This is a genomic window from Sneathiella limimaris (genome assembly GCF_012932565.1).
GTDB lineage: Bacteria > Pseudomonadota > Alphaproteobacteria > Sneathiellales > Sneathiellaceae > Sneathiella > Sneathiella limimaris.
In genome coordinates this window covers 1,128,252-1,149,339 of the sequence record NZ_JABBYJ010000001.1, presented here as the reverse complement: position 1 = coordinate 1,149,339, position 21,088 = coordinate 1,128,252, and the positions used below count along the sequence as shown (strand labels likewise).

Here is a 21,088-nt window from a genome sequence, read left to right as displayed (position 1 = left end):
ACAAACGGACCTTTTTCTGTTGATGAATTTTGAAGAGTTGTCATTGGCTTAACCCTCCACAGAACGACCTTTGAGAGCAAACAGGCCTCTTGGTCTTTTCTGGATAAATAAAATAATGGCTACAAGGACAAAGATCTTGGCGAGAACCGCTCCGGAGTAAGGCTCCAGGAACTTGTTCACGATACCAAGACTTCCAGCACCCACGAGGGTTCCCCATAAGTTGCCGACGCCACCAAAAACAACAACCATGAAACTATCGATGATATATGCCTGTCCAAGATTGGGGCTAACGTTGTCAATCTGACTGAGCGCCACGCCTGCCATCCCAGCAACGCCAGATCCCAACCCGAAGGTCATGGCATCAACTTTCGCACTGCGAATGCCCATGGAGTTTGCCATCATTCGGTTCTGAGTTACGGCACGCATTTGCAAACCGAAGAGCGTCCTCTTCAGGACAAGCATGAGGAAGAACAGAACAATCAGAGAGAAGATAATGATTGCCATACGATTGTAAGTCAGGGTGAGACCGCTAGTGATTTCCCAGGCTCCGCTCAACCAACTTGGTGTGCTTACCTCTTTGTTTGTCGGCCCAAATATTGTCCTCACAAACTGCTGCAAGATCAGACTGACCCCCCAGGTCGCCAGCAAAGTTTCCAAAGGGCGTCCGTATAAAAACCGAATAACACTTCGCTCGAGGGCAATCCCAAATATCCCCGAAACAACGAATGCCATTGGAATGGCGACAATTAGAGAGTAGTCCAAAAACCCCGGAATATAGAGCCGGCAAGTTTCCTGAATAACGTAGGTTGTATAAGCACCGAGCATGACCATTTCGCCGTGGGCCATATTGATCACGCCCATCACGCCAAAGGTAATTGCAAGCCCGATTGCCGCTAACAGCAGTACAGAGCCAAGAGACAAACCCTGGAACAGGTTTTCAACCATCCCGAAAGTTTCCAATTGGCGTTCAACAGACGCCAGACCATCCTCGATTGCGTCTTTCAATGCCTTTGCATCAGGAGTAGTGACGTCTTCCATTTGCAAGAGGGTCCGAGAGAAAAGTGCCTTAACATCCGATCCGCCCGTTTCAACCAATATGTCGACGGCCTGAATGCGATCATCCAGTTCTTCCGCCTTGGTCAGTTGAATTGCTGCGGCTGCAGATTGAAAAGCTACACGGACACTGTCGTCAGCCTCTTCCTCGATTAACGACAGCAATATCGGTAGCATTTCCGGATCAGCATTTCGAAACACTTCGTTAGCAGCCGTAATCCGGCGCGCCGGGTCTGGATGGGCCAGATTGAGACGGCCAAGACCCGCTTTAATGGCTCCACGAACTTTGTTGTTAATGCGAATTTTTTTGAAATCAGACTTGTTGGCGTCAGCCACTACGGCACCTGAAACAGGTTCTAGCGCCTTCAAGTTACCCCCCTGCTCTTCCAGCAAAAAAACGGCCTTGTCAGATTTCTGGTAGTAGAGATCGCCCTCCATTAGGGCATTCAAGATAAAGACAGCACGGTCATTGCCAGTACTGGCGATTTCCTCAACGATTTTTGCTTTTTTGGTGAAGTTTCCCTTACCTAGTCCTTGGACCAGTTCCTCTACCGTTGCTGCTTGAGCAAGGGAGGTGAGGCAAACAGAGATCACCAGCAAACAATTTATTATTGTTATTTTCAGTAATTTCATGGGGATTGTCCAGATTAGACTAAAAAGCAGGAGGCGAGAGAAACCCCGCCTCCAACTTACACGCTACTCTTAGTTCATTGGTTTTTCACAACCACCGCAGACATATGGGTATGTCCAGTCTGCGACCAATTTTGCACTTTCTGGAATGTAGTTACTCCATGCATCGCCTTTAACGACACCGTCTGTGCTCCAGACAGTTTCGATCATGCCATCTTCCTGAATTTCACCAATAAGAACTGGCTTGGACAGGTGGTGGTTAGTGTTCATGACAGCAACACCGCCAGTTAGGTTTTTAACCTTCTGGCCGTACATAGCCTGACGAACAGCATCTACATCTGTTGTACCAGCCTGCTTCACAGCCTGTACCCACATGTTGAAGCCAATATATGTGGCTTCCATTGGGTCGTTTGTGACGCGTTTGTCATCACCAATAAACGCTTTCCACTTGGAAATAAATTCAGCATTTTCAGGTGACTCAACACTCATGAAGTAGTTCCATGCGGCCAGATGACCAACCAGTGGCTTGGTATCAAGGCCAGCAAGTTCTTCTTCACCGACAGAGAAAGCTACAACTGGAATATCGTCAGCTTTGATGCCCTGGTTTGCCAGTTCCTTATAGAACGGAACGTTGGCGTCACCGTTAATTGTGGACACAACTGCTGTTTTCTTGCCAGCTGAACCAAACTTTTTAATATCAGATACAATTGTCTGCCAATCGGAGTGACCGAATGGAGTGTAATTGATCATGATGTCTTCTTCCGCTACGCCTTTAGACTTCAGGAAGGCTTCGAGGATTTTGTTTGTCGTCCGTGGATACACATAGTCAGTACCGGCAAGCACCCAACGCTCAACGCTACCACCATCTTCACTCATCAAATATTCAACAGCTGGAATAGCCTGCTGGTTTGGAGCCGCACCTGTGTAGAATACGTTCCGAGAGCTTTCTTCACCTTCATACTGAACAGGATAGAACAGCATGCTGTTCAACTCTTCAAACACTGGAAGAACTGATTTCCGTGATACGGATGTCCAGCAACCAAATACGACGTCAACTTTTTCAACTTCAATCAACTCACGCGCTTTTTCAGCAAAAAGTGGCCAGTTAGAAGCTGGATCAACAACAACTGCCTCAACTTTTTTACCCAGCAAACCACCTTTTTTATTAAGGTCGTCCACCAACATCAGGACAGAGTCCTTAAGAGTTGTTTCTGAAATCGCCATTGTACCGGACAGGGAGTGCAAAACCCCGACCTTAATCACATCAGCAGCGTTTACAGATGGAGCTGCAACCCCCATTGCGCCAGCAGCGATCATTGCCGCCGCCGATAATTTACCCACCATCTTTTTGAGTTTGAACATGTGCACCTCCGTTAGCTATTATTTTTGCACTGCACAATCAAAAGCAAAGGGCGTGCCAACTTCGAAGGCATATATCTTTTTTGATAGAAAGCATTGAAAAATATAGAGAAATATTCGCAACTCTTAATCCAATCCAAGGTTTGCTATCTCAGGATTTCCATTCTCAATATTTTTTTATTGCATAAATTTTAGGCAATTAATTAAAAATTAATACGTTGAACAAATTTTGTGCGGTCCCAAAATAACAAAAACACCTAAAAATTAACCATATTGCGCCGCAACTATAGAATTTCGGGTATTCTCATGAAGACTAATCTGATCTAAACTGTCGGCTCTTTAATGGATACAGCTCAAACATTATTCATTGATCGGCGGAACTGAAACGGTGTGATTGGGGGGCTTTTAAAGCAAACACCAGAATGAATTTTGCTGGCAAAAAGCTAAATAACTACTATCAGGACCCGAAGAAGCTCTCTTCTCGGGAAAAGAAGCTTATTGCCGAGAACAATCGTCTGAAGAAAAGAAATAAGCGCCTATCAACGGCTATGGTTTATCTTGTCGGTCAGGTGGAGAAACGCTTACCCCTCTTGGCGCCCAAATCTGAAAAAGCATCGTCTGCGCCTCCACCGCTTCAGAATACCAGCCCTTCAGCCAAGCCGCAGAAAAACCAGCCTCCTAAAAAAGCACCTCAAAAGCAAAAAATAGTCGGGGAAGCGTGGGAGCCTGAAAAACTTACGTCAACCAAAACTGGGAAACCCACAGAACGGAAGCGCAAACCATTAAGCGAAATTCTGGAATCAACAACCTATAAGGTGGATATTTCTGAGGTTAATTTCAAACCAGAACCTGAAAAAAGAATACCGCTTTATGAACGTGTTCAGCACGAATACGAAGCAGAACAAGAAGATGAGACGCCGGTCACTGAAACTGTAGAGACTACCAATACGCCTGATGTTATCGAAGACGCCCCATTAGTCGCTGAAGATATGGAACATACGCCGGAACTGGATTCAAAAGAGATGAACCTGCTGGCATCTCCTACCTGGGATAAAAAACAAGATGTGTTCCATCCACAGCCTTCAGAATTGGTAACCGAACGGTCTTCCAAAAAAACCAGTGCTCAGGAGGCAGCTGATGCCTATCGCGCGGTTGCCGTTTCATCCCAACCTGTACCCGATGCAAAAATAAGTGACGGTGGCACCATTGAGGACGCCGAGACCGAAGAAAAAGCGCTTGCTGACCAATTGGCCCAGCAGCAAGACGTTCTGAGGGAAGCCATGTTGCGCCGCGTAAACCGGCTACGCTGGTAAGCCCCTTTACAGACGCCTGCTTTTGCCATAACTCAATCCCTGTGTTCCTATTTATTTTAAATTCTTAAGTGTCGTGACTGCCTCTAAAACATATCCAGTCTTATACAGCTTTCGCCGATGCCCATATGCCATGCGAGCCCGAATGATGCTTTTTTATGCAGGGTTAAAAATTGAGCTCAAGGATATCCTGTTAAAAGACAAACCAGCCGAGATGATAAAAGCCAGTCCAAAGGCAACCGTTCCAGTCCTCATCCTGGAGGATGGGACAGTCCTTGAAGAAAGCCGTGACATCATGATCTGGGCGGCCAAGAAAAGCGACCCGAGAAATCTCTATCCAAACGATGAAACGCTCCGATCTGAGATCGATGATCTACTGAATGAGACCGACGGCCCCTTTAAATCTGCCCTTGATCGCTACAAGTATCATGTTCGATTTCCTGAACACCCAAAAGAATATTATCGGGAGCAAGGGGAGCAGTTTTTCACGAAACTTGAGGAGCGGCTCTCTCGCACTCAGTATTTGTTAGGAGAAAACCCAACCCTTGCAGATGTCGGTATTTTTCCGTTCATTCGGCAGTTTGCCAATAGTGACCGAGAGTGGTTCGACCAAGCCCCCTATCCACACTTGAGAGAGTGGCTGGAAAACTGGACCTCCTCTGACGCCTTCAAGCACCTAATGAAGAAAAGGCCTATCTGGAAGGAAGGGAACCCACCGATATATTTTCCCGACCTGACCTTGCCAGAGGCTCACTAATGGACGCGAAATATTTTGGGGAAAGTGATGCCGTTTTCAGTGACTGCGAGACATACCGTTATCGTCTCTGGCGGAGATGGGATGACGGTCCATCCGTAGCATTTTTAATGCTTAATCCATCGACCGCTGATGCGTTTCGAAATGATCCCACAGTTGAACGTTGCCACCGAAGAGCCGTGGCGATGGGCTTCGGCGCGTTAGAGGTTGTTAATATATTTGCCTTTCGCGCAACGGATCCAAAGAACCTGAAAAAAGCAAAGGATCCTATTGGTCCACTCAACGACCAAATCCTGCTAGAAACTGCCAAAAGCTGCGACATGACTATTTGCGCTTGGGGAAGTCATGGCACCCATCAGAACCGGGATCGTGACGTGCGCAAGCTCTTAAAAGATGCTGGGATCAACCCACATATTCTTGCGCTAACAAAATTTGACCAGCCCCGCCACCCCCTTTATGTATCCTATTCTCAAAGCCCAATTCCCTGGACAGGTATCTAAATCCACATGGCCAAGCTCTACTTTTACTATTCGACCATGAACGCCGGCAAATCAACGACGCTCCTACAATCGGCCTTTAACTACGAAGAGCGGGGAATGCAGACCCTCCTGTTGACGGCAGCGCTTGATGATCGATATGGCATTGGGAAAATAGCCTCGCGCATTGGCCTGGAGGCCGAGGCAAGCCTTTTTAGTGACGATACTGATCTCCTTCAACTGACTAAGGACATTCTGGATGAACGCCGCGTAGATTGCGTCCTTGTAGATGAGAGCCAGTTTTTGTCCCGCGATCAGGTGTTCCAACTTTCCGAAGTCGCTGACAAGCTCAAGATTCCGGTCTTGTGCTATGGCCTTCGCACCGACTTTCAAGGCAACCTCTTTGAAGGTAGTCAGCATCTTCTGGCTTGGGCAGATGAACTCAAAGAACTCAAAACTATCTGTCACTGCGGCCGTAAAGCGACCATGGTGATCCGGGTTGGAGAAGATGGAAAACCTCTTGTCGAAGGCGCACAAAAAGAAATCGGCGGCAACGATAAATATGTCGCCCTCTGCCGCCTTCACTTCAAAGAGTCAACTTACGGAAATTAGATCAGTTATGCTCTCTTTTGCGAATATCCACTAAGGCAGCAAAAACGAGGCATATCCATCCGAGAATCAAGCAGATCCCACCAGTTGGTGTAATATTAAAACCAACCTGAATGTCGTACCAAGCGCGGAGATAGAGGGATCCGGAGAATAGTATGATCCCTACAGTCGTGAAAAACGCAGCCAGAGAGGCAAATCCATTTCCATGGCGACGGCGGATCAGAATATCTGAGACAACCAAAGGTAAAAGGCTAAACATTTGATACTGCAAAGCCGTATCGTGAAAGCGTGTGGCCTGCTGATCGCCCATCACAAGATGGGCACCAATAGCCCCTAACACAACGGCCAATGCCCCAAAAAGAGCCGCGAGAACTAGCCAGGGAAACCTCATCTCATCACCTCAATAAAAAAGCCGGAGCATCATAACTCCGGCTTTTTGAATAAGTCTCTTTACCGTTTATGACAAGCTAGAAAAACGATTGAGATGATAGTCTGTATTACCAAACAGCATTTCCAATGTGGTGAGCCGTTTGAAATAATGGCCAATAGAGTATTCATCAGTCATGCCCATACCACCATGGAGCTGAACAGACTGTTGACCAATAAATTTGGCGGCTTTGCCAATTTGAGCTTTCGCAGCAGATACGGCTTTACGAGCGTCATCGTTGTAATCGATATCCAGTTTCATGGCGACCATGTCGGACATGGATTTAGACTGTTCCGCATCCATGTACATATCCACCATACGGTGCTGAAGCACCTGGAACTTTCCAATTGGAACACCGAACTGCTTGCGTGTTTTCAGATATTCGTTGGTAATCTCGTTGGAGGCTGCCATCGCGCCCACAGCTTCAGCACAAAGCGCACCAATTGCCTGATCAACAACTTTCTCAATGATTGGAGCAGCTTTCCCTTCTGCACCCAACAGGTTTGCTGCTGGAACAGACACATTTTCAAACCGGATGTCTGCAGCACGCTGACCATCAACGGTTGCATAGCTTCGGATATCAAGACCTGCTGCATCTTTATCCACGATGAACAGAGAAATACCCTCAGCGTCTAGTGCATCACCAGATGTGCGAGCAGAAACGATGATCTTATCTGCGGTTCCACCATGATACACAACAGCTTTTGTTCCGTTGAGTATGTAGTTGTCGCCAGACTTGCTCGCCGTTGTTTGAACATCATTTAGATTGAAACGAGATTGGGCTTCCGCATAGGCAAATGCGAGCATTGTTTCCCCTTCAATGAGAGAAGGAATGATTTGCTCAATCTGCTCGGCGCTTCCAGCTTCAGCGACCAGCTTGCCGCCAAGCAGAACTGTAGAAACAAAAGGTTCCAGCACCAGACCACGACCCATGCTTTCCATCATGATCATGACCTCAACGGCACCACCACCAAAACCGCCGACCTCTTCTGAGAAAGCCATCCCCAGCCAACCGAGTTCCGCCATGGTTTTCCAATGATCCCGGCTAAAGCCAAGTTCTGTCTGGGAGAGTTTCAGCCGATCTTCCGGGCTATAGTTGTCCTGAACAAAGCGATCCACACTGTCTTTAAGCAGAACCTGTTCTTCTGAGAGTTCAAAATCCATTCTTATTCTTCCTTATAGACCCAAAACCATTTTGGAGATGATATTTCGTTGAATTTCATTACTGCCACCATAAATGCTGGCGGCCTTTAAATAAAGATGCTCGGCCATTGGGCCATGGGCATAGTCTGGCGCAAAATTGAGATCATTACGTCCTTCGCGAACTTCGAGACTATCGTAAGCAGCCCCATACATTCCAAGCGACTCCACAAGTAATTCCGTCAATCGTTGCTGAATTTCTGTCCCCTTGATTTTCAGAAGAGACGGCTCAGCCGTAAGAGTTTCACCCTTTTCGATCTTGGAAAGCATTCGAAGCTCTGTATATTCCAGCGCCATCAGATCGACTTCGATCTGTGTCAATTTGCGCATAAAATCGCGATCTTCGTTCAGCAAACCGCCATTTACCTTTTCCGTGTTTGCAATTTCGCGAAGATGTTCACAGCGGAGTTTTGACTGGGCAACACGCGCAATACTTGTCCGTTCATTACCAAGCAGGAATTTTGCATAGGTCCAGCCCTTATTTTCTTCACCAATACGATTTTTGATCGGCACCCGCACATCATCGAAGAACACCTCATTCAGAGTATGCTCTTTATCCAGACCGATAATCGGGCGAACTGTAATGCCCGGTGTTTTCATGTCGATCAGCAGAAAAGAAATACCTTCCTGTGCCTTGGCATTCTGATCCGTCCGCACAAGACAGAAAATCATATCGGCATGCTGGGCATGGGAAGTCCAGATTTTCTGACCATTCACGATATAATCATCGCCGTCCCGATCTGCGCGGGTTTTCAATGAAGCGAGATCTGACCCAGAACCTGGCTCGGAATAGCCCTGACACCACCAGTCTTCAGAATTCAAAATCCTAGGGAGATAGTAGTTTTTCTGTTCATCCGTACCGAAGGTATAAATAACCGGGCCGACCATACTCACGCCAAACGGCATGGGGTTTGGCGCTGAAGCACGTCCCATTTCCTGAGCGAAAATATACTTCTGAGTCGCTGTCCAGCCGGGGCCACCATATTCTTTAGGCCAGTTAGGAGCCATCCAGCCTTTTTCATTAAGAATTTTTTGCCAGCGAACCTGACCTTCTTTGGTAAAGTGTACGCCGCGACGATACCGTTCTTTCACGTCAGATGGCAGGTTCTTTTCCAAGAACTCCCTTACCTCTGACTGAAACGCCAGCTCTTCATCCGTAAATGATAAATCCATTGGGGTTTACTCCATTATTCTACAGGACATCTAATGCGTCCATTTGGCGCTATGCTAGGCGTATCGCAAAAAGATTGCAAGCACCGGCTAGCAACAGCTCCAAAGTTTTAACCTGCATTTGAAAGGCAATTTGTGATCCCGGGAATGGGTCCACAGAATTTTCACGAGAGAATATTGAAATTTGCCGTCGCGTCACGCTCTATTTGAGAAATCAGACCAACTTCCCATTCCAAATATTCCAACATCCTCTCGCGGATCTTTTCCTTGTTGTCGTATGGCTTATACCATGCATCTTCTGGTGGGCTTAGCTGACCTGTTTCGCCTTCCTCAAGATTAAGGCCGGCTTCTTTCCAAGCCTTATTTCCTCCCGCCAGAACACGAACAATAACCTCAGGCCGAACCGCTTGAATTTCTGGGGCCGCCAGATGGGCAATGCGCTCGTCCTCAGCAGTCAGAATTACCAACCCAACAGGTGGCAAAAGCATCATATCCCGGGGAATTCTGGATCGAATCATCCAATTGGCTCTTGGAATATGGCCAGCCCGAAAAGAAAGAGAAGGTGATAGATCCAACAGAGCAACGGCCTCACCAGATTGTAAAACTGCTGAGAGCTCATGCGGAGTCAGAGTTTCAACACCCGCAACCTCTATTTTTTTCATTGGCCCTGTCTCGAGATCAAAACCAGAGAAATCAGTTACGACAAAAACCTTCCTCCAACCAAGTTGCTTTAGCCAACTCGCCGTCATCAGAGCACGCACCTCTTTATCATCAAATAGGACCAGTGTTGCCCCCCGAACCCCCACATATTCGTCAGTGGCCTGTACCAACTGACCGCCAGGTGCATGCTGCGCCCCGGCGACATGTCTTTCCTCAAACTCTTCTATCGTGCGAACATCCAGAAGAAAGAGAGCGCAATCGGAGTCCTTAAGACGATCCACTCTTGCTTTTTCAACGACCTTAACTCCGAGTTTTTCGGCCAGGGCTCTCGCACCCTGCAGAGATTTTTCGTGCGCTTCCATGCTTGGCGGACCAGCAACTCGATTTGAGCCATGCTCAAGCGAAAATCCCTCCAAATACCAGCCCATAGTGCCATCTTTCAGCGCCATAACCGGATTTTTCACGCCCGCATTAATCAACGACTGAGCCCCGATTATGCTCCGGGTTCTCCCCGCACAATTAACAACGATTGGCGTCGTGTCATCTGCAATATTCTCATGGATACGATACGCAAGTTCCGCTCCAGGCATATCAACACCACCCGGAATACACATCCGTTGATATTCGGAATAAGGACGACTGTCGAAGATTGCAATTTTCTCACCCACTGACAGCCGGTCATTCAATTCAGCCGCTGTAATATGTGGAGTTTCGCAAGTCTGCTCCACAAACTCTCCAAAAGCTTTGCTTGGAACATTAACACCGGAAAAAAGTTCAAAACCGGCATCCTTCCAGGCCATTACGCCGCCCTCAAGAATTGAGATATCCTCATACCCGAACTCGATAAACTTTTTGGCTGCCCGAGATGCGTAATCATCTGCCTCCCCTTGATCCAACAGAACAATGGGAACAGATTTTTTAGGAACCAGACGTTCAACCTCCAGCTCTAAACGGCTCAAGGGAAGCGGCACGGCATAAAGCGGATGTCCCTGGCTATGCACGCCATGCTCACGAACATCAAGAAACGCCAGTTCGCTGGCTGCTATAACCCGTTGGTGAACCTCAGCCGCAGATATGCATTTCACCTGCATTAGCGAGCATCCCGAATATCTACGTGAGCTGGGAAAACTTTCCATTCCTGTTTTGGCTCACTCCAATATCGGCGATTATGAAGCTGCTCCAGCGCCAAGCCATACATGTGAAAATTCAATACGGGCTCCCCCTTCCTAATATGAATGCTGTGAATGTCATCGGCGAGCAGACAAACCCCTTTTCCTTTTTCCACGACAGCTGACCCTTTTTGAGAAACACCAGTTGCAGCTTTATCGTAAAAGCGGTTCTCCTCTTGCCCCTTCAGGCCAACAATCACCGCCCAAGTCGTATGATCATGAGGCGGCGCATCCACCTTTCCATCTGCCACATTTGCATATAAGGCTAGCCCATGATCCTCATCTTCTGACAACCGGTATAGACAACTAGATCTGGGGTCTTCATCGCTTGGTGGTGGGAAATCCTCGAACGAAAATAAATCCTCTTTATTGGCCAGCTTAATTAATTCTGCCTCCACAATTGACAGGGTTTCCTTTGAAATTTCCCGACCCTGCAATTGATCCCGGATCCGACCAACCGCCTGTTGAACGGCTTCTCTACGCTGTTGCTCTTTCGACATTTTGGCTTCCTCTTTTTTCAGAAGTATACACCTTGAGACCGTCACTATTCCACAGCAATAAGAAGTTAAATTGGCTTTACAGGCGCTGCTTGAATGCGTTATGGCCGAGGACTAAATTGTTATACAGACCTTAGATCAACAAAGACAGGCACGAACATGTACATTAATGGCCAGTGGTGTGAAGCCGCCGATAACAGTCGCTTCCCAGTATCTAATCCTGCTACGGGTGACATTTTGGGAGATGTTCCAAACGGTGGTCGGGACGACGTTAAGAAAGCCATTGATGCCGCGGCAGACGCTTTCAAGAGCTGGTCAAAAACCACGGCATATCAACGCTCCCAATTTTTGTATCGGGCTTATACCCTGATGATCGAAAAGAAAGAGCATCTGGCGGTTACAATGACAAGCGAACAGGGAAAACCTCTGAAAGCTGCTCGTAACGAAGTGCAATATGGAGCCGACTTCCTGCTTTGGTACGCGGAAGAAGCCAAACGAATTTATGGTGAAACTCTCCCGGCTCCACGTGGAGACCAGCGCTTTATTGTCCAGCAACACCCTGTTGGGGTTGTCGGTGCCGTTACCCCATGGAACTATCCGATTTCCATGCTGACGCGGAAAATTGCGCCTGCCCTCGCAGCCGGTTGCACAATTGTTTTAAAACCAGCTGAATCTACTCCGCTTTGCGCTGTTGAGATGTTCAAGATTTTTGAAGAAGCGGGCATTCCAGAAGGTGTTGTCAACCTGGTTACTGCAGAAGATCCAAAACCTATCGGTGATGAATTTATCAATAACCCAAAAATCGCCAAGCTAACGTTCACTGGCTCGACGAACGTGGGCAAGATGCTTGCGCAGGGTGCCGCAGCCAACATGAAGCGGGTTTCCATGGAACTGGGTGGACATGCACCATTTATCGTGTTCGAAGATGCAGATCCTGAACATGCTGCGAAGGGCGTATCTCTGGTCAAGTTTCTAAACACTGGTCAGGCTTGTATTAGCCCCAACCGAATTTTCGTTCACAAATCAATTGCAGAGCCATTTATCGAAACACTGGAAAACCGAGTTCGCCGCATGCGTGGTGGCAATGGCATGGAAGATGGGATCAGCATTGGCCCTCTTGTCGGACCCGGTGCAGTTGAGAAAGTTGAACGGCAAGTGAACGATGCCGTTGAAAAAGGCGCCCGTCTCGTCTGCGGCGGACATAGGCTTTTGGACGATGGCTTGGACAGAGGGCATTTCTACGCCCCTACCGTACTCGCAGATGTCCGCGAGGATATGCTGATTTACCGTGAAGAGACCTTTGGCCCTGTTGCTCCTGTCCTGACCTTCGAATCTGAGGACGAGGTTCTCGAGAAAGCCAATGATACCAATTATGGTTTGGCAGCATACGTCTATACACCGAACATTGGCAGAGCCTTTAGGATGTTTGAGGGACTCAAATTTGGCATTATCGGGATTAATGACATTAACCCAACTGCCGCAGCTGCACCCTTTGGTGGCATGAAGGAAAGCGGCCTCGGACGCGAAGGTGGTCATGAAGGGATTGCAGAATATCTGGAAACCAAGCTTGGCGGATTTTCAATTTAAGCTATAGTTCTCCCCAGTAATTTATTACCGGGGAGAGATTAACTTGTTCAAAAAACTTGCGATCCTGATCGTGCTGGTCATCATCGGGCTTGTTGGAGTCATTGGCTACAACACCGTCATGAACACAGCACCGGAGAAAACCGGAACGGCCATCGCGTCGGTTAAGATTGATGAGATGGCCGCTGCAAACAGGCTGGCCGAAGCAGTTCGGATCAAGACAATATCCTACTCCCACGACGCGCCTGTCGAAGCGGACGCGTTTGATGAGTTGCATGCCCTGATCGAAACTTCTTATCCGACCGTTGCCGAGAAACTTGAGAAACAGGTGATTGGCGGCTACAGCCTTCTTTACAAATGGGAAGGCCGGGACCCTGACCTTCCTGCAGCTGTTCTGATGGGACATCTGGATGTGGTGCCAGTTGAGGAAGGAACAGAGCAAAATTGGGAGCAACCTCCCTTCTCAGGCGCGATCGTAAACGGTGCAATCTGGGGTCGGGGTACCTTGGATGACAAGGTTTCTGTCTTTGGTCTGCTGGAAGCTGCAGAATATCATTTGAAGGCAGGCCTAAAGCCCAAGCAAACCATTTATCTCGCCTTCGGTCACGATGAGGAAATCGGTGGCGATCACGGTGCGGGCAAAATCTCTAAATACCTTGCTGACCAGGGTGTTAAGGTTGCTTACACACTTGATGAGGGCATGGTTGTCGTCAACGATATCATGCCTGGAGTTTCCCAGCCTATTGCCTTTATTGCGCTAGCAGAAAAAGGATATCTGACCGTTGAACTAACCGCGACTGCGGAAGGGGGACATTCGTCCATTCCACCTCGCAAGACAGCAGTAGGAAAAATCGCGAGAGCAATTGCGCGGATCGAGGATAACCGTCTGCCTGCCGCCCTGCGCCGGCCTGTTACAGACATGTTTGAAACCCTATCACCCTACATGCCTCTATCCTTAAAAGCTGTGATTTCCAATCGCTGGCTCCTGGATCCTGTTCTGGTTAGCCAACTTGGCAAAGGTGGCGCCACAAATGCAATGGTCAGAACGACTACTGCAGCAACCATTATTCAAGGCGGAACCAAAGACAACGTGCTTCCCTCAACAGCCAAAGCAGTTGTCAATTTCAGGATCTTGCCCGGCAGCACTGTACAAGGCGTTATTGATCATGTGACCCAGGTCGTCGATGATCCTGATGTTAAGATCGAGATCAAGCAAGGGAACGAGCCTTCGAAAGTTTCAGATCATACAAGCGGAAGTTATCGCCAAATCAAAAGAACGATTGAGGAAGTCCTTCCAGATGTTCTGGTCTCGCCAGGTTTGATGCTGGCCGGCTCAGATAGCAAGCATTACGAGGATCTTGCTGAAAACAGCTATCGTTTTATTCCCATGCGCTTCGGTCCAGATGATCTTGGCCGTGTTCATGGCACGAATGAACGGATCCTTATTAAAAATTACGGAGAAATTATCCGTTTCTATATTCGTTTGATGGAAAATACCGGGAACTAGCCTGGATCAACTTCCTATGAAATTCAGGGCCAGTCTTCGATGATGAGGGCTGGTCCGGTGCTCAAACACGTAAATACCTTGCCAGGTCCCAAGGCGCATGCGTCCGTTCAGGACAGGGATTGTCAGCGATACATCGGTGAGGCTGCTCCTGATATGTGCTGACATATCATCTGGCCCTTCCGCCCGGTGATAAAAAGCTGGATCCCCATCTATCACCTGACGCTCAAAATATCCTAGCAGATCGACAAGAACATCCGGGTCTGCGTTTTCCTGTATGGTCAGAGAGGCAGATGTATGCTGAATAAAAAGCGTCAGAACACCTTCGGACAGATTTTGCGATTGTAACCAGTCATCTATCTGACGCGTCACATCCACCAGCGCGCGGCCAGGCGTCCGAACAGATATTTCACCACTAACCTGCAACATTTTGCGCTCCCAGTTTTTGGATCTCGTCTCACTCACAAAATAAAAATTAAAACGTCTCGTCTTGGCACGTTTACATATATCCATACACCCCGGAGATTAGTGATGTCCAACCTTGGAAAAGACGATAAATGGGAATTTTACAAAGATAATAATGCCCGCAAACCCGAGTGGCGATGGCAGCGTACGGCTCCAAACGGTCGTATTGTAGGAGCCTCAACTGAAGGCTATCACAACAAATCGGACTGCCTGGACAATGCAATCCGAAACGGCTTCAACGAGGAGTAAGACAATATCCCTTTTACAGATTGAGTGAGTTGCCAAGCTAAAAAAAGTCGTCATACTGCACATCAAAACAAGAAAGTGAGTGCAGATGACGACAGCTCAGATCCCTGAGGGATATCGCTTATATGAATCCCCAGAAAGATTCCCTGAAAAAATTGGCCCGCTCTATTTCAAACGCGAAGGTGATAAGTACCATTTCGGCTTTCTGGTAGAAAAAGAGCATACAAACGCCAACAGGATTTTACATGGCGGGATGATGATGAGCTTCACCGACGAAATGATGGGACATACCGTTTTTCGTGCGGTCGGCCAAAAGCCATGCGCAACAATCACTTTGAATTTTGACTTTGTCTCCTCTGCCAAAGAAGGGGATTGGGTCGATTTAAAATATTCCATCACCCGTCAAGGAATGTCCGTCGTCTTCATGCGAGGCGAGTTATATGTCGGCGATCAGGTAATCATGACCGCCGACGGGATTTGGAAGATATTTGGTAAATAGAAGCCCTTATTTTCGGCGAACCAGTTTTTTAGGTGGGAGCATATCCTTGAAAACAGGCTCCCGCTTTTCAGCATTTGCGGTTGCGGCCTCAAACAAATCATCTGAAAAGAACATACCTGCCTGCCAGACCGCCATATAGCGAAGGGCGTCATCAACGGAATGATCCCGAGTGTAGTTAAACATCTCTTTTGTTCCGTTGATGGCCAAAGGTGACTTGGCCGCTATCACCGCGGCAATTTTCATGACTTCCGCCAGCATTTCCTCAGCAGTATCGAAAACAGTATTTACAAGACCGCTCTTGGCTGCTTCCTCCGCCATCATCCGGCGCCCTGTGTAAGCAAGTTCCCGCACTAAACCAGATGGAATAAGATGTGGAAGCCTTTGCAAGGTGCCAACGTCTGCGGTCATACCAATATTAATCTCCTGGATACAAAAGAACGCATCTTTTGTGCAGTAGCGCATATCAGTCGCACTCACCAGATCCACACCACCGCCAATGCATCCCCCTTGCACGGCTACAAGAACCGGTAATCGGCATTTTTCAATGGCTGTGAAACTTTCCTGCATCTCCAACACATTGTTCTTCATTTGCTCCCGCAGGCGGCCTCCGTCCACGTCCGATTTCATTTCGGCTGCTAATCCACCGAATGCGCTAAGATCCAGTCCGGCTGTAAAATGTTTACCAGTTGAAGAGATGACAACAACCCGGGCTTCGGGCGTTTCATCAATCTCCGCAAAGACGTCCACCATCTCCTGCCAGAACTCCATCACCATTGTATTGAACTGTTTGGGACGGTTTAACTCAATATGCGCGATGTTATTTTGGATTGTGTAATTTAAGGTCTGATAGGTCATGAGAATTGATCCGCTGTCTTTTTTGCTGTTATTCTGTCGCTCCACACTATGGGGTCATTATAGACTGATCCCTTCCAACCCCGTCAATTCAGGTTTTATGAAATGCGTAATAATTTTAGTTTAGCGATGTTTGAAACTGCGGCAGAGCGACTGGCCCCTTATATCCACAAAACACCGGTCATGGAGCTGCCTCTCAAAAGCGGACTGAAAGCATTTTTGAAACTGGAAAACCTGCAGGCTTCTGGATCGTTCAAGATACGCGGCGCGTTGAATACGGTTCTCTCCCTAACAGAAGAGGAACTAAGGCGAGGCCTGGTAACCGCGTCTGGTGGCAATCATGGAATGGGCGTTGCCTATGCAGGGGCTCTGACCCAAACCCCAACCACAATTTATTTACCTGAGAACACACCCGCCTCAAAAGTTGAGAAGCTCAAGAAGCTAACCCCTGATGTCATTGTAAAGGGCGCAGTGTGGGATGATGCAAATGCGCTCGCACTTGAGGCCAAGGACAAGGAGGGAAAAACATATATCCATCCCTTCGCAGACGACACTGTTATCGCCGGGCAGGGAACTATCGCTCTCGAAACCCTGAAAGCATGCCCTGAACTGGACGTTCTTCTGGTCGCTATTGGCGGCGGCGGATTAATCTCTGGCGTTGCCACAGCAGCCAAGTTGATCAATCCGAACATCAAGATTATCGGCATTGAGGCAACTGGTGCGCCCACCCTTTACGAGAGCGTGAAAGCTGGTGAGTTGGTTACGCTGGATGCAATCACCACAAAAGCTTCTACACTAGCTCCTCGCAGGTCATCTGAGCCAAACTTCAGTTTGATCCGGGAAAATGTAGACAACATTCTTCTCGTTACTGACGATCAAATGACCGATGCTGCCAAATGGCTATGGAATACCGCCGGTATTGCCGTGGAATTATCTGCCGCGGCCGCCATAGCAGCGCTCCACGAAGGCATTTACAAACCCAAGCCGGACGAGAAAGTTGGTGTTGTTATCTGCGGTGCAGGACTTGACGGAATACCCACTTAAGTGTCCTTAAGGCCGCATGAAGGTGTATTGTTCATCTTCATCAAGATGTTCAGCAATAAATTCCAACTCACTGGCGATGTCAGAATTATTCCGGCTGAGCCGGAATATACCAATGGCTTCGGTTACTAATGCTCTTGCGAGCGCATCCTCGCTTAATTTCAGGTCAGCTGCCTTTTGCATCGCTTCAGTAACAGCTATTTTCGCCAGTTCACTTGCGGTCGTCATTCACCTCTCCTTTTTTAGAAAACAAGCTAGAATAAAGTGACCGGAGGTCATTGATCCAACGCAAAGTAGCTGGAATTGAAGCGCAACAACGCTTTGAAGTGCAATAAAAACGGGAATTTGGCATAATTTCCCTTTGACCAGCCTAACCTGTTCAACGTAATTTAATCACAAAAGTCTACAGGGCTTTAGCGAATCTAAAGGGGAGTGAATATGTCAGATTTTGCGTGGGAAAAATCATATCCGGCAGGTGTTAAATGGGAAATCGAAATCGATAAGAAACCCGTTTATGCAATTCTGGATGAAGCTGTCAAAAAATGGCCGGGTAATTTTGCCATCGATTTCATGGACAAAAAAATTACCTATGCAGAGCTTAATAGCCTGGTCAACAAGGCCGCCAAGGGGTTTCAGCAGCTTGGTGTGAAGAAAGGTGTTCATGTTGGCCTCTATCTGCCGAACACGCCTCACTACATTGTTTGTTTCTTTGCCATTCTGAAGGCTGGTGGAACCGTCGTAAACTATTCCCCGTTGGATGCAGAAAGAGAACTTGTTCACAAGATTGAAGATAGTGAAACTGACTTCATGGTGACATTGGATCTAGAGGTCCTATATCCCAATATCGCAAAATTGCTCAGCAAAACACGATTGAAAAAAATCATTGTTGGTAATTTGAAGGAAGTTCTCCCGTTCCCTAAAAACCTTCTATACCCACTGGTTAAATCAAAGGAAATCGCATCCGTTCCGCGGGACAGTCAGCACATTACCTTTAAGCAACTAACGTCCAACGACGGTCAATATGATGCGGTTCCCGTCAAAAATCCTGACGAAAGGATCGCAGTTCTCCAATATACGGGCGGCACAACGGGCCTACCAAAAGGAGCAATGCTGTCCCACACTAACCTTGTCGCCGCATGCCAGCAGTTACGGGCCATGCAGCAAGGGGATGATGCAGTTCTTGTGGATGGATCAGAGCGGGTGATGTGCGTGCTCCCCCTTTTCCATATTTATGCGCTGACGGTTAACATGAACTTCGGAATCGATGGTGGCGCGGAATTGATCCTGCATCCAAAATTCGAACTGGATGCAGTCATGAAGGATCTGGACAAGAAAAAACCAACGGTTTTCCCGGGCGTTCCTACTATGTATATGGCGATTGCCAATCACCCTGAGGTTAGCAAATATGACCTCAGCTCCCTCAAATTCTGTGCATCGGGCGGCGCACCGCTTCCTGTTGAAGTCCAGGATCATTTCCAGCGGGTTACAGGGTGCCGCCTTCTTGAAGGCTGGGGCATGACAGAGACTTCACCAGCCGGCACATCCACACCCATGACCGAAAAACGGGTCGCTGGGGCAGCTGGTGTTCCGGTACCTGGTGTTGAAATTCGAATTTTCAGCGTTGATGACAAAAGCAAGCTTATGCCAACCGGAGAAATTGGTGAAATTGGCATCAAGGGTCCGAATGTCATGAAAGGATATTGGAATAAACCCGAAGCAACAGCTGAATCATTTATCGGTGACTTTTTCCTGACCGGTGATACTGGCTATCTGGATGAAGATGGTTACATGCATATCGTGGACCGGACAAAAGACATGATCACCTCCGGTGGCTTTAACGTCTATCCACGAATTATCGAAGAGGCCATCTTCGAACATCCTTCTGTAGAGGAAGTCACAGTTATTGGTGTTCCAGACGAGTATCGCGGTGAAGCGGCAAAAGCCTTTATTAAACTGAAGCAAGGCGCCAGCGAGTTCTCACTGGAAGAACTTCGTGAGTTTCTGAAAGATAAGCTTGGTAAACATGAGCTCCCTGCTGCGGTGGAATTCCGGCCTGAACTTCCCAAAACACTTGTCGGCAAGCTCTCCAAGAAAGAATTGGTTGAAGAGGAACGACTCAAGTACGAAGCGAAGAATAAAGCTTCTGCTTAAACGACTTTTTCAAAACTCCCGGATGACCTTCCGGGAGTTTTCTTTTAGACTGCAACAATGAGTAAATTTCTCGCTATTGACTTCGAAACTGCCAATTACGGGGCTGACAGTGCCTGTGCGATTGGACTTGTTCGTGTAGAGAACGGCGCCATCGTTGAAGAGGTAAGCCGTCTTATCCAGCCACCCAGCCCAGAGTTTTTTTTCACCCATATTCATGGACTGACATTCGAGGATGTGGCTTTAGAGCCTCTGTTTGATGGCGTATGGCCAGATATTGAATATCTCTTTCAAGACGTAGATTTTCTCTCCGCCCACAATTCCGGTTTTGACAAAAAGGTACTCAACGCCTGCTGTGAAACCTTTAACATACCCCCACCAGAGCCAGAATTTGTCTGTACGGTCAAACTTGCCAGATCGATGTGGAATGTGCGCCCAACAAAGCTTCCAAATGTCGCTCATTTTCTGAATTTGGAATTAAACCACCATGATGCCCTGTCAGACAGCCGGGCTTGCGCAAATATCGTCATTGCCGCAGAAAAAGATGGTTGGGATTTTGAATCCGGTTTTCAAAATGTTGGGGAGCGCTATACCCAATTAGAGGAAGGGGCATAAAAAAAGCTGCTCTTAATTAGGAGCAGCTTTTTTTAAATTTCTTTAAAGTCGACTTAGGCAGCAGCCTTTGTCGCTTCGCGGACTTTCTTCAACTGACGACGGGAAGCGTGGCGCCCCATTTTCAATGTCAGTTTGCGAGCAGCGCGCTGTGCGTTTGAACGGCAGTTTTTAGTTCCGCCGTTACCGCGTCCGCCACCGCCTTTTTTGCGGCTTTTGCCGCCCTGATTGCGGCCGTTCCGTGCAGATCTTGCTGTCATGTGACTAGCTCCGTTCGGTTCAAGTTTAAATTCGAAGGGCTTTACATACTGGTTCGTTTCTCAAAGGTACAGAAAAAAATTCAATTTCATCCAATTTTCTCTCAACCTCTCGAAATTCCATATAAATACTGGCGTTTAAGCCGATTTATAAAGCACTTCACTTGCTATCCAACTTGGATATGAGAATCTAAATAGAAAAAAGCGGCCTAAAATCTCAGGCCGCAATTTCAAGATTCAATATACAAAATTTGAGGTCTTAAGAAAAAACACTCTGAAGTTTCATGGCAATTCCCATATTGCCTTCAATCTTAAGCTTACCCATCATGAAAGCTGTTGTTGGGTCCAAATCACCAGCCGCCAGTTTCTCAAAATTCTCAATTGTGATTTTAATGGTGCAATCTGCATCAGCATCTTCATTATTCACAACATTCGGAACTGTTTCCGCGTCCACAAAAATAAAGCCGTCACCTTTGAAATCGAATTTCAAGGTCGCGCCAAGCCCGCAATCTTCACCAATGCGGTCTTTCATTGCTTCTGTGATTTCCTCTAAAGTCGCCATTCTC

23 protein-coding genes are annotated in these 21,088 nt (G+C 47.6%); 11 read left to right on the top strand and 12 right to left on the bottom strand.

Annotated elements, in window-relative coordinates; translation table 11 throughout:
• Window positions 1–48 precede the first annotated feature (48 nt).
• Both urtB and urtA read right to left on the bottom strand, forming a co-directional pair.
• The gene (gene urtB / locus HH301_RS05550; RefSeq protein WP_169567425.1) at window positions 49–1,686 is read right to left on the bottom strand and encodes an urea ABC transporter permease subunit UrtB; all 1,638 of its coding nucleotides are present in this window, start codon (window positions 1,684–1,686) and stop codon (window positions 49–51) included.
• 69 nt (window positions 1,687–1,755) lie between these two features.
• Window positions 1,756–3,000, bottom strand: a complete 1,245-nt coding sequence (urtA, locus tag HH301_RS05545; protein WP_420821178.1) for an urea ABC transporter substrate-binding protein — start codon at window positions 2,998–3,000, stop codon at window positions 1,756–1,758.
• 464 nt (window positions 3,001–3,464) lie between these two features.
• On the opposite strand from urtA, the gene HH301_RS05540 reads away from it, so the two are divergent.
• From HH301_RS05540 to HH301_RS05525, 4 genes are all read left to right on the top strand, one after another.
• Window positions 3,465–4,355, top strand: coding sequence for a hypothetical protein (locus HH301_RS05540; protein WP_169567423.1), 891 nt, complete (start codon window positions 3,465–3,467; stop codon window positions 4,353–4,355).
• A 73-nt stretch (window positions 4,356–4,428) separates the two neighbouring features.
• Window positions 4,429–5,109: a glutathione S-transferase N-terminal domain-containing protein gene (locus tag HH301_RS05535; RefSeq protein ID WP_206378182.1), complete on the top strand. Its 681-nt coding sequence runs from the start codon at window positions 4,429–4,431 to the stop codon at window positions 5,107–5,109.
• Window positions 5,109–5,606: a DUF1643 domain-containing protein gene (locus tag HH301_RS05530; RefSeq protein WP_169567421.1), complete on the top strand. Its 498-nt coding sequence runs from the start codon at window positions 5,109–5,111 to the stop codon at window positions 5,604–5,606. Before HH301_RS05535 ends, HH301_RS05530 begins: the two co-directional genes overlap by 1 nt.
• Window positions 5,607–5,612: 6 nt before the next feature.
• Complete coding sequence (locus HH301_RS05525; RefSeq protein WP_169567419.1) at window positions 5,613–6,194, top strand: thymidine kinase; 582 nt, start codon at window positions 5,613–5,615, stop codon at window positions 6,192–6,194.
• A gap of 1 nt (window position 6,195) precedes the next feature.
• On the opposite strand, the gene HH301_RS05520 is transcribed toward HH301_RS05525, so the two are convergent.
• From HH301_RS05520 to HH301_RS05500, 5 genes are all read right to left on the bottom strand, one after another.
• Window positions 6,196–6,582, bottom strand: a complete 387-nt coding sequence (locus tag HH301_RS05520) for a DUF423 domain-containing protein (protein WP_169567417.1) — start codon at window positions 6,580–6,582, stop codon at window positions 6,196–6,198.
• Between the two features lie 66 nt (window positions 6,583–6,648).
• Window positions 6,649–7,782, bottom strand: a complete 1,134-nt coding sequence (locus HH301_RS05515) for an acyl-CoA dehydrogenase family protein (protein ID WP_169567415.1) — start codon at window positions 7,780–7,782, stop codon at window positions 6,649–6,651.
• Window positions 7,783–7,794: 12 nt separating this feature from the next.
• Window positions 7,795–8,991, bottom strand: coding sequence for an acyl-CoA dehydrogenase family protein (locus HH301_RS05510; protein WP_169567413.1), 1,197 nt, complete (start codon window positions 8,989–8,991; stop codon window positions 7,795–7,797).
• A gap of 161 nt (window positions 8,992–9,152) precedes the next feature.
• Window positions 9,153–10,739 (bottom strand): rhodanese-like domain-containing protein, encoded by a 1,587-nt coding sequence (locus HH301_RS05505; RefSeq protein ID WP_169567411.1) that lies wholly within the window; start codon window positions 10,737–10,739, stop codon window positions 9,153–9,155.
• Window positions 10,739–11,317 carry a cysteine dioxygenase family protein gene (locus tag HH301_RS05500; RefSeq protein WP_169567409.1) on the bottom strand — a complete coding sequence of 193 codons (579 nt, stop codon included), beginning with the start codon at window positions 11,315–11,317 and terminating at the stop codon, window positions 10,739–10,741. The genes HH301_RS05505 and HH301_RS05500 overlap by 1 nt, the downstream gene beginning before the upstream one ends.
• A 156-nt stretch (window positions 11,318–11,473) precedes the next feature.
• Here HH301_RS05500 and HH301_RS05495 point away from each other — a divergent pair, with 156 nt between their 5' ends.
• Both HH301_RS05495 and HH301_RS05490 read left to right on the top strand, forming a co-directional pair.
• On the top strand, window positions 11,474–12,901 hold the full coding sequence (locus HH301_RS05495; RefSeq protein ID WP_169567407.1) for an NAD-dependent succinate-semialdehyde dehydrogenase: 1,428 nt from the start codon (window positions 11,474–11,476) through the stop codon (window positions 12,899–12,901).
• Window positions 12,902–12,944: 43 nt separating this feature from the next.
• Window positions 12,945–14,405 (top strand): M20 family peptidase, encoded by a 1,461-nt coding sequence (locus HH301_RS05490; protein ID WP_169567405.1) that lies wholly within the window; start codon window positions 12,945–12,947, stop codon window positions 14,403–14,405.
• Between the two features lie 6 nt (window positions 14,406–14,411).
• Here the strand turns inward: HH301_RS05490 and HH301_RS05485 are convergent, their stop codons facing one another.
• A complete protein-coding gene (locus HH301_RS05485) occupies window positions 14,412–14,831 on the bottom strand; it encodes a secondary thiamine-phosphate synthase enzyme YjbQ (RefSeq protein ID WP_169567403.1) in 420 nt (139 codons plus the stop codon).
• Between the two features lie 102 nt (window positions 14,832–14,933).
• On the opposite strand from HH301_RS05485, the gene HH301_RS05480 reads away from it, so the two are divergent.
• Both HH301_RS05480 and HH301_RS05475 read left to right on the top strand, forming a co-directional pair.
• Window positions 14,934–15,116, top strand: coding sequence for a DUF1508 domain-containing protein (locus tag HH301_RS05480; RefSeq protein WP_169567401.1), 183 nt, complete (start codon window positions 14,934–14,936; stop codon window positions 15,114–15,116).
• Window positions 15,117–15,201: 85 nt separating this feature from the next.
• Window positions 15,202–15,612: a PaaI family thioesterase gene (locus tag HH301_RS05475; protein ID WP_169567399.1), complete on the top strand. Its 411-nt coding sequence runs from the start codon at window positions 15,202–15,204 to the stop codon at window positions 15,610–15,612.
• A 6-nt stretch (window positions 15,613–15,618) separates the two neighbouring features.
• Here HH301_RS05475 and HH301_RS05470 read toward each other — a convergent pair whose 3' ends face one another.
• Entirely contained in the window at window positions 15,619–16,467 is an 849-nt protein-coding gene (locus tag HH301_RS05470) for a crotonase/enoyl-CoA hydratase family protein (RefSeq protein WP_169567397.1), read from the bottom strand.
• Window positions 16,468–16,569: 102 nt separating this feature from the next.
• On the opposite strand from HH301_RS05470, the gene HH301_RS05465 reads away from it, so the two are divergent.
• Window positions 16,570–17,508 (top strand): threonine ammonia-lyase, encoded by a 939-nt coding sequence (locus tag HH301_RS05465; protein WP_169567396.1) that lies wholly within the window; start codon window positions 16,570–16,572, stop codon window positions 17,506–17,508.
• A gap of 6 nt (window positions 17,509–17,514) precedes the next feature.
• Here the strand turns inward: HH301_RS05465 and HH301_RS05460 are convergent, their stop codons facing one another.
• The gene (locus HH301_RS05460) at window positions 17,515–17,733 is read right to left on the bottom strand and encodes a hypothetical protein (RefSeq protein ID WP_169567394.1); all 219 of its coding nucleotides are present in this window, start codon (window positions 17,731–17,733) and stop codon (window positions 17,515–17,517) included.
• A gap of 210 nt (window positions 17,734–17,943) precedes the next feature.
• Between HH301_RS05460 and HH301_RS05455 the strand changes: the two genes are divergently transcribed.
• Together HH301_RS05455 and HH301_RS05450 are read left to right on the top strand one after the other, a co-directional pair.
• Window positions 17,944–19,656: a long-chain-fatty-acid--CoA ligase gene (locus HH301_RS05455; RefSeq protein WP_169567392.1), complete on the top strand. Its 1,713-nt coding sequence runs from the start codon at window positions 17,944–17,946 to the stop codon at window positions 19,654–19,656.
• A gap of 57 nt (window positions 19,657–19,713) precedes the next feature.
• On the top strand, window positions 19,714–20,268 hold the full coding sequence (locus tag HH301_RS05450; RefSeq protein WP_169567390.1) for a 3'-5' exonuclease: 555 nt from the start codon (window positions 19,714–19,716) through the stop codon (window positions 20,266–20,268).
• Between the two features lie 53 nt (window positions 20,269–20,321).
• Here HH301_RS05450 and HH301_RS05445 read toward each other — a convergent pair whose 3' ends face one another.
• Together HH301_RS05445 and HH301_RS05440 are read right to left on the bottom strand one after the other, a co-directional pair.
• Window positions 20,322–20,525 (bottom strand): hypothetical protein, encoded by a 204-nt coding sequence (locus tag HH301_RS05445; protein ID WP_169567388.1) that lies wholly within the window; start codon window positions 20,523–20,525, stop codon window positions 20,322–20,324.
• A gap of 256 nt (window positions 20,526–20,781) precedes the next feature.
• The gene (locus tag HH301_RS05440; RefSeq protein WP_169567386.1) at window positions 20,782–21,084 is read right to left on the bottom strand and encodes an SCP2 sterol-binding domain-containing protein; all 303 of its coding nucleotides are present in this window, start codon (window positions 21,082–21,084) and stop codon (window positions 20,782–20,784) included.
• Window positions 21,085–21,088 lie beyond the last annotated feature (4 nt).